The organism is Streptomyces sp. CNX435 (assembly GCF_059570575.1).
Map to the genome: position 1 here is coordinate 676,234 of NZ_JCANTA010000001.1, position 15,080 is coordinate 691,313.

The following is a 15,080-nucleotide window of genomic DNA, read 5'->3' on the forward strand; positions in this document are numbered from 1 at the left end:
TCAAGGCCGGTCGCCCTTCGGGCGGCCGGGTTGCTTCGGGGTGCCGTGGGGTGGCGGGTGGATCGGCGGGGCGGCCGTGTCCGGGGTGACGGGTGAGGTGCCCTGCGGGGGCGGGGTCACCGAGGCCCCACCGAGCCCGCCGGAAGCGGCCTTGGCTCCCGCGTCGACCTGCCGCAGCCGGAAGCGGAGCAGTTCGATCACCTGCCGGCGGTCTGCGGCCCGCTGCCCGGCCAGCCCGTGGTAATCAGGCGCTGACCTGCACGAACCCGACCGGCCGGCGGCCGATCCCCGCCCTCCGAAATCTCCGGGTTCATCCGCGTCCCCCTGGGAACCCGGTTCACATCGGCAACGCCTCAAGCACCGCAGGGAGGCGAGGCAGACATGGCCCAGCACGGCAGGAACAAGACCAGCCCGATACGCGACGACGAGATCGCCAAGGAGATGAGCGGCGAGCTACGCGCGAACCGGTCCACCCGCGCGGAGGAGGAGCGCGAGCTCCAGCCGCCGGGAGAGGACCAGCCGGAGACGGACCGCGCACCCGGCACCACGCTCACCGGCGGCACGCCCCCGGGGATCACCGCGGAAGGCGTCGAGCTGCGCAGCGAGCTGGGCCGGCACCTCGGGCGCGTCTACCCCGCCGACCGCGAGGCGGTGCTGAAGACGCTGCGCCGCAACCATGCCCCGGACCGGCTGGTGGAGCTGGCTCAGCGGCTTCCCGACGGGGAGTACGGCAACCTCCAGGCGATCGCCGACGCCCTCGGCCTCGGCAGGGAGGACCGCCGCACGTGAGCTGAGCGGCCCCGTCGTGGCCCCTCTGGCGCTGCGCTCGATGTCCTGCAGATGCGCACGCAACGGCTCCTCGTCGAAGTCTGCGGCCGGTACCGCGCTCTCCCCGAACGGGGTCATGAGCAGCCGTCCCGGGGCGGCGCCGGCACGGGCGAACCGGCTCGGATCGTAGAAGGACTCCGCCGAACGCGGACCCGTCCGGATGACGGCCCGGGTGTGACGACCGGCGCAGAGCGCCATTCATGCCGGAGGGCCCGGGGTTCCGACGGAAGATATCCAGTTCCACCGGGGCCGCCGGCGGCTGGCCGGCCCCTGCTTCCGGGGTCGTGCCCAATCGGCTCGTATCCGGGGGGGTCTGCCGGGACGGAATTTACCTCGGCTTTGTTGTGGCCTGACCATTTGAGGGTAGCGGCCACGGCGGGTCGGGCCTGCCCGCGAGACCGGGGCACGAGCCGGCCTCTGTGCAGTTGAGGGTCAAGCGGCTCACGATAGCGATCGGTCGGTGTGGCATGATCGAGCTCTCCCCACAGGCGGCGGGCTCGCGGCAATCGTGGATGCGCTTTCCGAGGAGGAGACGCGCATCGACGGCCCGGCCGCAACCGGCTCCGCCCCGGACGGTAGTCCGGGGCAACGTCCATCACAGGAGGTCCCCCTTGGCGCGCCAGGAGCGAGCGGTCCGAACCCGCGCTCAGATCCTCACCGCGGCTGCGTCCGTCTTCGGGGAGCGCGGCTACCAAGCCGCAACCGTCAGCGAGATATTGGCCAGGGCCGGGGTCACGAAAGGCGCCCTGTACTTTCACTTTCCGTCCAAGCGGGCACTCGCCGAGGGCGTCCTGGCCGAGCAGTTGAACGACATAGACACGCCCTCCCGCGACTACCGAGTCCAGGAAGTGATCGATACGGGTCTCGCGCTCGCCTATCGCGTGCGCCGGGATCCGGTCATCAGCGCGCGCGCCTGGCTGTCGCTCGGGCAGGAGATGCAGCGGCTGTTCGGCGGCGGCGTCATTCCGGTGTGGCTGGCGGAAACTCGTCGACTGCTGGAACAGGCCAAGGACGAGGGCGAATTGCTGCCGCACATCACCCCCGCCGAAACCGCCTGGGTCGTATCCGCCTGCTGGACCGGAGTGCAGGTCTATTCGGCGACGCTGTCGAACGGCGACGACCTGGAGGAGAAGGTGTCGCTGCTCTTCGCCCATCTCCTGCCGTTCATCGCCGCCCCGCACGTCATCGGGCAGCTGGACTACCGCGCCGAGCGCGCGGCGGAGGTCGTCGCCGAGATGGACCGCCGGTTCGAGGAGCGGGAAGCGGCGGGGGAGACGGGGGCCGTGGAGCGGCTCCGGAGGGCCGGGGAGGCCGGGGAGGCCGGGGAACCCGGCGGGCTCAGGGCCGCCGGCGCATGACCGTCCGGGCCGCCTCGGCGCGCCCGTACGACGGCGGCTCCCGCGGCCGACCACTTGCGCGGCCCTGAACTCCACCGCCCGCGCCGGCCGCCGGGCGGGCCCCACGCGCTGGCCGCCCGCTCTGCCGGCGCTTGCGTCCCGTTGGAGTCCGCGGACGCGCGAGGCGGCGTCGAGCGGGAGACCAGCCGTGCTGCAGCACCGGCGCCGATCGTGTCCGAAAGACCTCAAGGAGGTGGCCCGTGCGTGGCGTCGGCGTGCTGAAGGTCGAGCGGGGCTCGGCGGATGCGGAGGAACTCGCCGCGGTCACGGTGGCCGTCCTGTCGAGACTGCGTACCCGCGCCGGGCGCCCCGGCGGGTACGCGCCGCACTCAGCGGCCGGCCGGCGCCCGTGGGCAGGCGCCGCCGCCTATCGCGCTCCGCACAGTTGGCAGTGAGGGGACATCTGATGACGACCGTCGAGGAACCGGCGTCGGCGCGGCTCCGTACCGAGACCGGAGTCGCGTGCGAACGGATGCAGCAGTTCCGCCGGATTCGCGGGCAGGCGTTGGCGGGGCCGAGTGAGCGGTCGACCGCGGCGCAGCGGGCGAGGGGGAAGCTGACGGCGCGGGAGCGGATCGACCTGTTGCTGGATGAGGGGTCGTTCTGTGAGGTGGAGCAGTTGCGTCGGCATCGGGCGTCGGGTTTCGGGTTGGAGGCGAAGCGGCCGTACACGGATGGTGTGATCACCGGGTGGGGGACGGTGCACGGGCGGACGGTGTTCGTGTACGCGCATGACTTCCGGATCTTTGGTGGTGCGTTGGGCGAGGCGCATGCGCACAAGATCCACAAGATCATGGACAGGGCGATCGCGGCGGGCGCGCCGTTGGTGTCGTTGAACGATGGTGCGGGTGCGCGGATTCAGGAGGGGGTGTCGGCGCTTGCGGGCTACGGGGGCATCTTCCAGCGCAATACGCGGTCCTCGGGGGTGATCCCGCAGATCTCCGTGATGCTCGGCCCGTGCGCGGGTGGGGCGGCGTACTCGCCGGCGTTGACGGATTTCGTGTTCATGGTCCGGGGCACCTCGCAGATGTTCATCACCGGCCCTGATGTGGTCAAGGCGGTGACGGGTGAGGAGATCAGCCAGAACGGTCTGGGTGGTGCGGACGTGCATGCGGAGACGTCGGGGGTGTGTCATTTCGCGTATGACGACGAGGAGACGTGCCTGGAGGAGGTGCGTTATCTGCTGTCGTTGCTGCCGCAGAACAACCGGGAGAACCCGCCGGCGGTCACCTGCGTGGACCCGGTCGACCGTGCCGGGGACGTGCTGTTGGATCTGGTGCCGGCGGACGGCAACCGGCCCTATGACGTGCGCAGGGTCATCGAGGAGATCACCGACGACGGTGAGTACCTCGAAGTCCACGAGCGGTGGGCGACCAACCTGATCTGTGCCCTGACCCGGTTGGACGGTCAGGTGGTGGGGGTGGTTGCGAATCAGCCGCAGTCGTTGGCGGGGGTGCTGGACATGGAGGCGTCGGAGAAGGGCGCCCGGTTCGTGCAGATGTGTGATGCTTTCAACATTCCGATCGTCACGCTGCTGGATGTGCCGGGGTTCTTGCCGGGGGTGGATCAGGAGCACGCGGGGATCATCCGGCACGGGGCGAAGCTGTTGTACGCGTACTGCAATGCGACCGTGCCGCGGATCTCGGTGGTGCTGCGGAAGGCGTACGGGGGTGCGTACATCGTGATGGACAGTCAGTCGATCGGTGCGGATCTGACGTTTGCGTGGCCGACGAACGAGATCGCGGTGATGGGTGCGGAGGGCGCGGCGAACGTGATCTTCCGTCGGGACATCGCGGCCGCGGAGGATCCGGAGGCCAAACGGGCGGAGATGGTCAAGCAGTACAAGGCCGAGTTGGTGCATCCGTACCACGCGGCCGAGCGCGGTCTGGTCGACGACGTCATCGACCCCACCGAGACCCGCCAGACCCTCATCCGGTCCCTGGCGATGCTGCGCGTCAAGCACGCGGACCTCCCCGCCCGCAAGCACGGCAATCCGCCCATGTAGTGCGGAATATCGCATGTCGCCGCGCGACGCGGCCGCCACGGCAGCGCAGTTCACCGCCGCGGTCACACCGGGTGACCGGAGTATCGATACGGCGATGCATTGACAAACCGACCGCTCCGTATCTTTAATCGAGTGATTCGCGTCACGGTGCACACTGTGATCACGGGCGATGCAGCGGACACGGGCGCATCCGGGCCTGGGTCGATGCACACATGGGGGAGCGATGAACATCGAAGTGCTTGGTCCGTTAGCGGTGCAAATAAGCGGGAAAGTTGTGCTCCCGACGGCGCCCAAACCGAGGAAACTGCTCGCCATGCTCGCGCTGCGAGCCGATCAGATCGTGCCGATCCCGGTGCTGATCTACGAGCTCTGGGGCGGAAATCCGCCGCGGAGCGCCCGCACCACCATGCAGACCTACGTGCTCCAGCTGCGCGAACTCATCGCGGAGGCGCTGGAGCTGGATGGGAAGGACCGCCGGGCCGCCAAGGACGTGCTCGTCACCCTGCCCGGCGGGTACCGGCTGGAGACCTGCGGTGGAAGCGTCGACTTCCGCGAGTTCGAGCGCCGGTTGGTCGCCGGCTACCGCGCCTTCGACGCGGAGGACTACCACGCCGCCGCGCGGCTGCTGCGCAGCGCGCTCTCCCTCTGGACCGCCCCCGCCCTCGCTGACGTGCAGTCGGGACCGTACATCCGGATGGAGGTCAACCGCCTGGAGGAGGCGCGTCTGTGCGCGCTCGAACGCCGGATGGAGGTCGATCTGCGCCTCGGCCGGCACCGGGAGGTCCTCTCCGAGCTGACCCTGCTCGTCAAGCAGCACCGCACGCACGAGAGCCTGCACCGGCAGTTCATGCTGGCGCTCCACCGCTGCGGGCGGCGCGGCGAGGCGCTGAGCGCCTACCAGCGGCTGCGCGCCACGCTCGTGGAGGAGCTGGGTCTGGAGCCCTCGCCGCGACTGCAGCGGTTGCAGCGGGCCATCCTCACCTCGCGGAGGGCTCAGACCCCGGGGCGCGGGCTCCTTGAGGAGTCACGCGCAGAGCCAGCTCGGCACGGATGACCGGGGTGGTCCGTGTGCCGCTCGTCGGGCCTGCCGGCCGCGGCGGGCGGCCGTCCGTCAGCGGCTGCCCGCGGGGCGGGCGGCGAGTTGGTCGAAGCGCCGAAGCAGCGCCTGATGGTCGCGGGTGAGTCTGTCGATGTGGCGCCGCAGCCGGGCGATCTCGCCGTGCAGGGCGGGGTCGCCGCCGTCCCCCGGCCCTGCGGTGTCCGTACGCGCACCGGGGCCGCCCGCGTCGACGACGTCGACGACGTCGAGGCTGTCGAGGCGCCGTCCCGTCGGGCCGCCGTGTCGGCCCATGTGCCCGGCGCAGTCCGGCAGATCGAGCCCCGGGTCGTGGTCGAGCACCGCCCGCAGGCGGCCGCGGAGTACGGGGCCCGGCTCGATGCCCAGCTCCTGGGCGAGCCGGGCGCGTGCCCTGTCGTACACGCTCAGCGCGTCGGCCGGCCGGCCGCAGCGGTAGAGGGCGACCATCAGCAGGTCGTAGAAGCGTTCCCGGAGCGGATGGTGGACCGTCAACTCGGTCAGCTCACCGGTGATCTCCTGGTGCCGGCGGGTCCGCAGGCACGCCTCGTACAGCGCCTCCAGTGCCACGAGGCGCGCCTCCTCCAGCTGCGCCACCTCGCCCGCGCACATGTCGAGCGACGCGCCGTCCAGCACGGGGCCGCGCCAGTACGCCAGCGCGCGCCGCAGCAAGCGGGCGGCCCGGGCGGGATCGCGGTCCAGCAGTGAGCGCCCCTCCAGAGCGCTCCGCCGGAACCGGCCCGCGTCCGTCGCCGCCCCTCCGAGGCGCAGCGCGTAGCCCGCCGAGCAGGTGGTGATCCACTCCTGGTGCGGCTCTTCGCGGCGGGAGGGAGGCAGCAGCCGGCGCAGCCGCCGTACGTGGGCCTGGAGGGCGTTGGCCTTGTTGGCGGGCGGGGTCTCGGCCCAGAGTTCGTCGATCAGCTGCCGGGCCCGCACCGTTCGGTTCGCCTTCGTGATGAGCACGCCGAGGAGAGCGCGCTGCTTGGCTCCGCTCGGCACGATGCGCAGGCCGGTGCGCTCATCGTGGACCTCCACGGAGCCCAGGATGCGAAACTCCATCGCTTTTACTCCTTGCCCCAGTGGACTCGAACGGAACGAGTGCGGCAGCGAAATCTCAGGTGGCCGAGCCGAATCAACCCGCCGTGTTTATCCCAACGAGGATCTTAGGGCCCTGCACGGTCGCACGCTCGCCTGCTCAAGCGGTTTTCAGGGTGTTGTGGAATCAGGCTCAAGTTCTGTGTAGGTGATTGTTAAGTACTCCCGGACCAAGAGAATTGGAGGGCCACTTGAAGGGCGATCCAGGGGCGGTGGGGGGAAGCAGGGTTGGTTGTTAACGTGCTTCCTGCCAATGGCTCGTGCGGAAGATCGTCGGAGTCCGACGATGCGACAAAATCGACATCTACGGCTGGCTGCCTGCCCGAGAAAGGCGGAGGCCGGGTGAGCTACGGAGGAAACCGTGCGAATGAAGGTTTTGGGTCCGCTTAACGCCGAGGTCAACGGGTCACCCGTGGTACCCACGGCCAGCAAGCCTCGTCAGATCCTGGCACTGCTCGCCCTATATCCGGGGCGAGTTGTTCCAGTCTCAACACTCATGGAGGAGATCTGGGGTACGAAACTGCCCGCGAGCGCCATGACCACCCTGCAGACCTACATCCTTCAGCTGCGCAGACGCCTCGGCACCGCCATGGGCCCCGACGCCCCGGGAACGGCCAAGGACATCCTCGCCACCCGCTACGGGGGCTACGTCCTGCAGATACCGCCCGAACGGGTGGACGTCTACGAGTACGAAAGGCTCGTCGCGGCCGGTCAGCGCGCCGCCGAGGAGCGCGGCGACGACCGTGAGGCGGCCGAGCTGTTCCGCCGCGGACTCGACCTGTGGGACGGCTCCGCCCTCGTCGACATCCGGCTCGGCCCGGTCCTGGAGATCGAGGTGACCCGGCTGGAGGAGAGCCGGCTGGTGACCCGGGAGCGGCGCATCGACGTCGACCTGCGACTCGGCCGGCACATCGAGCTGATCGCCGAACTCACCGACCTGGTCGCCCGCCACCCCCAGCATGAGGGCCTGCACTCCCAGGCGATGGTGGCCCTCTACCGGTCCGGCCGCCAGGCGTCGGCGCTGGAGGTCTACCGCCGGCTGCGCCGCCGGCTGATCGAGGACCTCGGCGTCGAGCCGTCGCCGCAACTCCAACGCCTGCACCACGCCATGCTGTCCGTCGACCCGCAGCTCGACGTCGTCGCGGGCCCCCGCCGGACGTCCACCTTCGACCTGTACGCCGTCTGAGTCCGACCCTCGCCCGGCCCGAACGAGCCCCCCACCGCCGCCGCCAGGCGTATCGATCACGATCACGGCGAAGACCTCCGGTGTGGTGGAGCCGCGCATGACTGCACCGCACGGAGGTCTTCGTCTCCCCTCGCAGTGACCGCCGGTACGGACCGCGCGCCGGTCCATACGGTCAAGCGCCCTTCCACGCTCCCTCAAGCGCCGCGCCGCAGGCTGAGCCCGCGAAGTTGTGAGCGGGACCCGAGGGACGAGAACCGGCATCCGGCCCAGGAAGGGGACACCACATGCCGACGAGCGACGTGCACCGCACCTGCCAGCGTATGGAGGTGGCTTCTCCCGCGGGTGTGGTCTACGGCCTCATCGCCGACGTGGGCCGATGGCCCATCTTCTTCCCCCACCACATCCACGTGGAGCAACTCGCCTTCGACGGCGGGGTGCAGCGGCTGCGGATGTGGGTGAGCGCCGCGGGCGAGATCAGGTCGTGGACCCTCGTCCGTTCGCTCGACGCGGTACGGCGACGCGTGGACTTCCGGCTGGAGGTGCAGGCCGAGCCGGTCAACGCGGTCGTCGGCAGCTGGAGCGTCGACCCGCTGGGCCCCGGGCGGGCCCGCGTGGCCTTGCGGCACCACTTCTTCGTCGCCGGGGACGCCGCCGACGCCGCCGCCTGGGTGATGCGGGCGATGGACGACACCAGCAGGGTCGAGCTGGCGCAGCTCAGGTCGCTCGCCGCGCGCTGGAGCCGCCTCGACGACCTCGTGCTCACCTGCGAGGACTCCGTCCACGTCAACGGTCCCGTCGAGCGCGTCTACGACTTCTTCTACCGCGCGGGCCACTGGCCGCGGCGGGTCCCGCACATCTCCAACGTGCAGCTGCGCGAGCGGCAGCCCGGCATCCAGACGATGGCCATGGACATCCGCGCCCCCGACGGCAGGATGCTCCGCTCGCAGTCGGTGCGCCTCGGCTTCCCGCACGCGGGCCGGATCGTCTACAAGGACACGGCCATGCCGTCGCTGATGGCCGCGCACACCGGCGAGTGGTCGATCGAGCCGGAGATCCACGGCGTACGGGCCGTCTCCCACCACAAGGTGGTGCTCCAGGAGGACGTGGCCCGGTCCCTCGACGGCACCCGGACGGCCCTCGCGACCGTCATACGGCGCGTCAGGGAGCGGCTGGGGCGCAGCAGCGCCGCCGCGCTGAACCTGGCGAAGAAGCATGCGGAGAGCGCGGTCCGGCCACGGTGACCGGCAGCCCGTCCACCCCGACCACGCCGGCCTGCCCCGCGGCGGACCGAGCGGCCCGGCTGGAGGCGTTGCTCGGCGATCCGCGGGACCCGCGCAACCCGCACGGGCGCGCCGCGCTGCTGCGGGCGGACGAGGCCGGCGGACTCCCGGCCCTCACCGAGGCGCTGCTCGCCGGGGTGTCGCTCACCGCGGAGCTGGTACCGCGCGCCCTCGGCGGTCGCCTCGACGGGCTCGACGGGCTCGCCGTCGTGCTGCGCCCCCTGAGCCGCCGGCACTTCCTGCTCGGCTGGACCCGCGGGGCCGCGCCGCTCGCCGCGGCCGCCGCGGTGTGGGCGGACGGCACCGAGGGGCAGCGCACGGCGGCGGCGCGGCTGCTGCTCGGCGGCGGGCGGATCGCCGCGCTGCCCCGCGCGCCCGCGACCGGCGCGGAGCCGGTACGCGGCGGGCTGCGGGCCCGGCCGACGGCCGGCGGCTTCGTGGTCAGCGGGTACGGCGCCGCCGGGCCGGACGCGCACCGGGCCGAGGCGCTCCTCGCGTACGCCCGCACCGGCGGCCCCGCCGGGCCGCGGAGCCACTCGACGCTGCTGCTCGACGTCCGCCGGCTGCCCGCGGGCCGACTGTGCCACGTCCCGCGCGCGGCGTCGCCGTACGGCCGCGGCGCCCGCTTCGCCCGCGTCGAGCTGGACGCCTGCGACGTACCGCGGTCGCAGCTCGTCGGGGACGTCGGCGCCGGGGTGCCGCTGGAGGTGCGTACCGCACAGGTCTCCCGGTGCCTGCTGCCGGCCGTGGCCGTCGGCGGCGTCGACAGCGCGCTGCGGGACGCGCTGGACGTCGCGTTCGCCGGGGACCGCCCCGCCCGCCGCGGCGGGCGGCGGCACCGGGTGCTGGCGGGCGTCTTCACGGATCTGCTGACCGGGGACTGCCTCGTCCGGGCGGCGCTGCGCACGCTGGCGCGCGCGCCGGAGAGCGCGCCCGTCGCCGCCGCGGCGGCCCAGTACGTGGTCTCTGCCCTCTGCCGGGACGTCCTCGACGACCTGGCCGGGGTGCTGGGCGCCCGCGCGTACGAACCGGACCCGGCCGGCGAGTGGTTCCGGCGTACGGTGCGCGACCTGGCCGCCGCCGGGCTCGGCCACGCCGGGCACCGCGGGAGCCTCGGCACGCTCGTGGCGCACCTGCGGCTGCCCGCCGCGCGCGTGCCCGGCGGCGTCGAGCCGCCCTGCGGCCCGGTGTTCCGCCCCGGGAGCGGCCCCGCGCCGCCGGACGCCCCCTTCGACGCGGCGCGGCTGGCGCCCGCCGCGCACGCCGACGTGCTCACCGCGGCCCTGCTGGACGCCGCCGCCCGGCCGCCGGGCGCGGGCGGCGCGGCGAGGGCGCTGGCCCGGCTCACCGGCATGTTCGCGGACGAGGTACGGGTCCTGGGGCGCCGCTGCGCGGCGCTGCCCGGCCTCGGCACCGCCGCCCCCGCGCTGCCGGAGGCGCTGGTGCTCGCCGACCGCTACGCGTGGGTGCTCGCCGCCGCGGCCTGCGTGGTCGTCAGGCAGGAGCACGAGGGCCGCTCCTGGCTGGGCGAACCGGACTGGGCGGTCGTCGCGCTCGGGCGGATCGCCCGGAGGCTGGCCATGGACACGCCGACGCCGGCCGCGGAGTCCGCCGAAGCGGTCGCCGGCGAACTGTTGCGGCGCCACCGGCAGTTCCGCAGCTTCGACCTGTACGGCGTCCGGCTCGCCGGCCAGGGTGCGGCGCTCGGGAGGCGGTAGCCGTGGGTACGGCCACGAGCACGGCACCGGTCCACGTGCCGGTGCCGGAGTACGCGGGGCCCGCCGTCACCGGGCGGCTGGCGGAGAACGGCAGCGTCGTCGTCTTCGCCACCTGGGGCGAGTGGCTCCCCACGCTGCTGACGGTGCCGGGGCTGCGCGGGCTGCTCGGCACCGACTGGCAGCGCTACCGGCAGAGCCCGCAGGGCGCGGCGCGCTACCGGTTCGCCGCGGCCGGCCTGCTGCTGCGGTACGCCGCCGCCGCGGCGCTGCACACCGACCCGGCCGTCCTCGACCTGGCGCGCCGCCCCGGCGGCCGCCCGTACCTGCGCGGCCTGGAGCACCTGGAGGTGACGCTCACGCACTCCGACGAGCTGGTGGCGGCGGGCCTCAGCCGGGTCGGGCGCATCGGCGTCGACGCGGAACCCGCGGACCGGCGGCTGGCGCTGGACGCCGTACGCTCGCGGATCCTCACCCCGGCGGAGTCCGCGGACCTCGACCGGATGCCGGCGGGGCGGCGGACCGCGCACCTCCTGCGGCTGTGGACGCTGAAGGAGGCGTACGCGAAGGCCATGGGCCAGGGTCTGCGCATGGACTTCACCGCCTTCGGCTTCGGGCCGCGGGGGGAGTCGCTCCGGCGCGCGAACGGCGCGGCGGCGCCGTGCGGCGGCGACTGGGCGTTCGCCACCCACCGGGTGCTGGGACGCTACCTGCTCAGCGTGGCCAGGCAGGACACCGGCGGCGGCGAAGGGCCGTGCGGCGCCGCGGACACCGCGGCGGACGCCGCGCTCGACCCGGCGGCGCTGGCGGTCGAGTCGAAAGCGCCGGCGGTCGAGCCGGCGCCGCGGCCGCAGGCGCCGCGGAGGGCAACGGGGCGCCGGCCCGGCTCCACGGCCCGTCGAGCCGGTCTTCCGGCGCGCTTCCATCCAGCCCCCAGCGCGGCGCGTGAAGCTGCAGGGACCGCGCGACCGCAGAAGGACCCCGAGGAGGGGACCATGGACGAGGAGGACTCCGTGTTCCGTTCGCCCGACATCCCGCTGCCCGCCCCGCCGGGGAGACTCCCGGGCCGCGGCGCCGACCCGACGGAACCGGACGCGGTACGGGGGATCGACCGACGATGACGCTGTCCCACCGCCCCGAGGCGACCCGCGGCCAGGACGGCCAGGACGGCCCCGCGACCGCGCCCGACGTCGCGCCGGCGGTCGCCGCCTTGCTGACCGCGCCGCACGTCGCCGTGCTCACCACCCTCAGGCACGACGGGTCGCCGCACCTCACGCCCGTGCGCTTCACCTGGGACCCCGTCGCGGGCCTCGCCCGGGTGCTGACGGTGCGGACGGCCCGCAAGGCCCGCAACCTGCTCGCCAGGCCTGGCACCGCGACCGCGCTGTGCCAGGTCGACGGCTTCCGGTGGGTGACCCTTGAAGGGCCGGGCGAGGTGTCAGAGCACCCCGCCCGCATCCAGGAGGGCGTGCGCCGGTACACCGAGCGCTACTGGTCGCCGCCGCCGAACCCGCCCGGCCGCGTGGTGGTGGAGATACGGATCGAGCGGGTGATGAGCCTGAACTGCTAGCCGCCGGCGCCCGCCCGGCGGTCCGCACCGGCGCCGGGCGGCGTCCCCTCCATCCAGATGACGGTGAACTCCAGCCGGGAGAGCCGCCAGTGGCCGCCGTCCGAGCGCCGGGCCTCGCCGGTGACCCCGGTGCCGGTGACGAAGAGCGGCGGGCGGTCGCCGCCCGGGTGGTGCACGTGGGTCGAGACGAGGTTCGCGCGCAGCGTCGCCACGCTCCCGCGTACGTCGGTCACCGCGGGCGAGTGCAGGTGCTGGGTGGCCGCGAAGGCGGCGAGCGACTCGCGGTGCCACGCCGCGAGCCCTGCGATGCCGTCGTGCCGGCTCATCGGAAACACGACGGCGGCGTCGTCCGTGAAAAGCCCGCGGGCCCAGTCGTCGTCGAGTTCCCCGGTGTCGAGACCGATCAGATAGGAATCGAGGAGCCGGGCCACCGCCGCGGCGTCGAGAATATCGGAGAGTGCGGGAGATCCGGCCGAAGGTGTCGAGGTCGTCGAGGTCGTCGATGTCATTGCACGAGGATGCTGCAGGAGCCGCTGCCGGCCAAGCGCCGATGCGGTGCATCTGACATTCTTGACGTTTCTCTGTATTTCTCTGTCAGAGATCTGTACTGATTCTTCTTTACCCCCCGTGAGTCGCCTGCCCATACTCGTCTGACATCAGTGGGAACGACGACAGTTGGGCGACGATGGATAATCATGAAGCAGATGTGATCATCGTGGGTGCGGGGCCCACCGGGCTCATGCTGGCGGGCGAACTGAGCCTGCACGGGATATCCGTCACGGTGCTCGAAAAGCTCACCGAGCCCATGCGGCAGTCCCGCGCCCTGGGCTTCTCCGCCCGTACCATCGAAGAATTCGCGCAGCGCGGTCTGCTCAGCCGGCTCGGTGACGTGGACGTCATTCCCGTCGGTCACTTCGGCGGCGTCCAGCTCGATTACCGGGTGCTCTCCGGCGGTTCCTACGGCGCCCGCGGAATACCGCAGTCGCGCACCGAGGGCATGCTGGCGGGCTGGATCGCGGAACGCGGCGTCGAGGTGCGCCGCGGCGTCGAGGCGAGCGGCCTGGAGCAGGATGCGGACGGGGTCACCCTCGGCCTCGCCGGCGGCGGCAGCCTGCGGGCGCGATACGTCATCGGCTGCGACGGCGCCCGCAGCGTCGTGCGCACCGCCGCGGGCATCGACTTCCCCGGTACGGACCCCGCCATCGAGCTGCGGTTCGCCGACATCTCCGGGGTGCGGCTGCGGCCCCGGTTCAGCGGCGAGGCGGTGCCCGGCGGCATGGTGATGGTGCTCCCGCTCGGCCCCGACCGCTGCCGCATCATCTACTACGACCGCCGCGAGCCGCTGCGCACGGGCACGGAGCCGATCACCTTCGAGGAGGTCGCCGAGGCGTTCGGGCGGCTGTCCGGCGAGGACGTCTCCGGCGCCACCGCGCACTGGGTCAGCTCCACCACCGACGTGAGCCGGCAGGCCGCCGAGTACCGGCGCGGCCGGGTCTTCGTCGCCGGCGACGCCGCCCACATCCACCTGCCGATCGGCGCGCAAGGCATGAGCGCGGGCATCCAGGACGTGGTCAACCTCGGCTGGAAGCTCGCCCTGGTGCTGAAGGGCCAGGCGCCCGACGAACTGCTGGACACGTACCACACGGAGCGCCACCCCGTCGGCGAGCGCATCCTCACCAACACCCTCGCCCAGCGCATCCTCTACCTCGGCGACGACGAGGTCACGCCGCTGCGCGACGTGTTCGCCGAGCTGACGCGCCACGACGAGGTGCAGCGGCACCTGGTCGGCATGGTCACGGGCCTGGACATCAGGCACGACATGGGCCCCGGCGACCACCCGCTGCTCGGCCGCCGGCTGGAGGACGCCGAGCTGGTCGCGGACGGCGCGAAGACCACGGTGTACGAACTGCTGCGGACCGGCCGCGGCGTGCTCCTCGACCTCACCGGCGGCCCGCGGCTGCGGGCGGCGGCCGGCCCCTGGCGCGACCGGATCGACGTGGTGGCCGCCGAGCCGGGTGAGGGCCTGCCGGAGAGCGGCGCGATCCTCGTACGCCCCGACGGCTACATCGCCTGGATCGCCGGGACCCGCGAGAGCGGCGACGGACTCGGCGAGGCGCTCGGGCGCTGGTTCGGCCCCGCGGCCTGACACCTGCCATACCGGCACGCAACCCCTTCTCCACCGACACGAGGACACAAGGACACAAGGAGCTACGCCATGCCCATTCTCTCCCCCGAGGACAAGCACCTGACCGTCCTCAACCTGTTCACCACCGACAAGCCCGAGAACCAGGACCGGCTCATCACGGAGATGAAGAAGATCGTCGACACCGCCGCCTTCGAGGGCTGGCTCTCCTCGACCGTGCACGCCGGCCAGGAGAGCCCGGGCACCGCCAACTTCATCCAGTGGCGCAGCGGCGAGGACCTGGAGGCGCGGTACGCGGGCGAGGAGTTCAAGCACCGCACGCTGCCCGTCTTCACCGAGATCACCACCTCCATCCGGCTGCTGCAGAACGAGATCGTCTACACCCGGCGCCACCCCTCCCAGGGAGACGCCACCGAAGTGTCCCCCGACCGCGACGACTTCACCGTCATCGAGGTCTTCAAGACCACCGAGGAGAACCAGGCGGAGCTGATCGAGGCGCTGGGCGAGGGCCAGAAGTGGCTGCTGGACGTGCCGGGCTACCGCTCCCACACGGTGTTCCGGGGCCTGCGCGCCCGCTTCCTGGAGGGCGCCTTCGCCGTCGTCTACTCCCAGTGGGAGAGCAAGGAGGCGCACGACGCCTTCCGCAACGTGCCGGAGGCCGGCCAGTCGGAGAGCCGCCGCACGTCGATGGCGCGGCTGAAGTCGCTGGCCACCGAGCGCGACTGGAACTCCTACCGCGTGGTGCACAGCCGCAAGGCCGGTGAGTGACCGCCCCCGACCAGCGCG

Annotated in this window: 15 protein-coding genes; 12 read left to right on the plus strand and 3 right to left on the minus strand. The window is 72.5% G+C overall.

The features are described 5' to 3' along the window. Positions 1-201 carry a hypothetical protein gene (locus tag T328_RS02840; protein WP_496494188.1) on the minus strand — a complete coding sequence of 67 codons (201 nt, stop codon included), beginning with the start codon at positions 199-201 and terminating at the stop codon, positions 1-3. Positions 202-381: 180 nt separating this feature from the next. On the opposite strand from T328_RS02840, the gene T328_RS02845 reads away from it, so the two are divergent. The 5 genes from T328_RS02845 to T328_RS02865 all read left to right on the plus strand — a co-directional run bounded on the left by T328_RS02845 (position 382) and on the right by T328_RS02865 (position 5,284). Beyond that, a complete protein-coding gene (locus T328_RS02845; RefSeq protein WP_496494189.1) occupies positions 382-789 on the plus strand; it encodes a DUF2795 domain-containing protein in 408 nt (135 codons plus the stop codon). A gap of 650 nt (positions 790-1,439) precedes the next feature. Continuing rightward, a complete protein-coding gene (locus T328_RS02850; protein ID WP_496494190.1) occupies positions 1,440-2,186 on the plus strand; it encodes a ScbR family autoregulator-binding transcription factor in 747 nt (248 codons plus the stop codon). A gap of 239 nt (positions 2,187-2,425) precedes the next feature. After that, complete coding sequence (locus T328_RS02855) at positions 2,426-2,620, plus strand: acyl-CoA carboxylase subunit epsilon (RefSeq protein ID WP_496494191.1); 195 nt, start codon at positions 2,426-2,428, stop codon at positions 2,618-2,620. 77 nt (positions 2,621-2,697) lie between these two features. Beyond that, positions 2,698-4,230, plus strand: coding sequence for an acyl-CoA carboxylase subunit beta (locus T328_RS02860; protein WP_496494313.1), 1,533 nt, complete (start codon positions 2,698-2,700; stop codon positions 4,228-4,230). Between the two features lie 223 nt (positions 4,231-4,453). Then, entirely contained in the window at positions 4,454-5,284 is an 831-nt protein-coding gene (locus tag T328_RS02865; protein ID WP_496494192.1) for an AfsR/SARP family transcriptional regulator, read from the plus strand. Between the two features lie 57 nt (positions 5,285-5,341). Here T328_RS02865 and T328_RS02870 read toward each other — a convergent pair whose 3' ends face one another. Next, positions 5,342-6,364: an AfsR/SARP family transcriptional regulator gene (locus tag T328_RS02870; RefSeq protein ID WP_496494193.1), complete on the minus strand. Its 1,023-nt coding sequence runs from the start codon at positions 6,362-6,364 to the stop codon at positions 5,342-5,344. Between the two features lie 397 nt (positions 6,365-6,761). On the opposite strand from T328_RS02870, the gene T328_RS02875 reads away from it, so the two are divergent. From T328_RS02875 to T328_RS02895, 5 genes are all read left to right on the plus strand, one after another. Further along, on the plus strand, positions 6,762-7,586 hold the full coding sequence (locus T328_RS02875; RefSeq protein WP_496494194.1) for an AfsR/SARP family transcriptional regulator: 825 nt from the start codon (positions 6,762-6,764) through the stop codon (positions 7,584-7,586). 284 nt (positions 7,587-7,870) lie between these two features. Then, positions 7,871-8,827, plus strand: coding sequence for an aromatase/cyclase (locus tag T328_RS02880; RefSeq protein ID WP_496494195.1), 957 nt, complete (start codon positions 7,871-7,873; stop codon positions 8,825-8,827). Next, positions 8,824-10,584 (plus strand): acyl-CoA dehydrogenase family protein, encoded by a 1,761-nt coding sequence (locus tag T328_RS02885; protein WP_496494196.1) that lies wholly within the window; start codon positions 8,824-8,826, stop codon positions 10,582-10,584. Before T328_RS02880 ends, T328_RS02885 begins: the two co-directional genes overlap by 4 nt. 2 nt (positions 10,585-10,586) lie before the next feature. After that, positions 10,587-11,702, plus strand: coding sequence for a 4'-phosphopantetheinyl transferase family protein (locus T328_RS02890; RefSeq protein ID WP_496494197.1), 1,116 nt, complete (start codon positions 10,587-10,589; stop codon positions 11,700-11,702). Further along, complete coding sequence (locus T328_RS02895; RefSeq protein WP_496494198.1) at positions 11,699-12,151, plus strand: pyridoxamine 5'-phosphate oxidase family protein; 453 nt, start codon at positions 11,699-11,701, stop codon at positions 12,149-12,151. Before T328_RS02890 ends, T328_RS02895 begins: the two co-directional genes overlap by 4 nt. On the opposite strand, the gene T328_RS02900 is transcribed toward T328_RS02895, so the two are convergent. Then, entirely contained in the window at positions 12,148-12,660 is a 513-nt protein-coding gene (locus tag T328_RS02900; protein ID WP_496494199.1) for a nuclear transport factor 2 family protein, read from the minus strand. The genes T328_RS02895 and T328_RS02900 overlap by 4 nt on opposite strands. A 176-nt stretch (positions 12,661-12,836) precedes the next feature. Between T328_RS02900 and T328_RS02905 the strand changes: the two genes are divergently transcribed. Then, the gene (locus tag T328_RS02905; RefSeq protein WP_496494200.1) at positions 12,837-14,297 is read left to right on the plus strand and encodes an FAD-dependent monooxygenase; all 1,461 of its coding nucleotides are present in this window, start codon (positions 12,837-12,839) and stop codon (positions 14,295-14,297) included. Between the two features lie 69 nt (positions 14,298-14,366). Further along, positions 14,367-15,062, plus strand: coding sequence for an antibiotic biosynthesis monooxygenase (locus T328_RS02910; protein ID WP_496494201.1), 696 nt, complete (start codon positions 14,367-14,369; stop codon positions 15,060-15,062). The last annotated feature ends 18 nt before the right edge of the window (positions 15,063-15,080 follow it).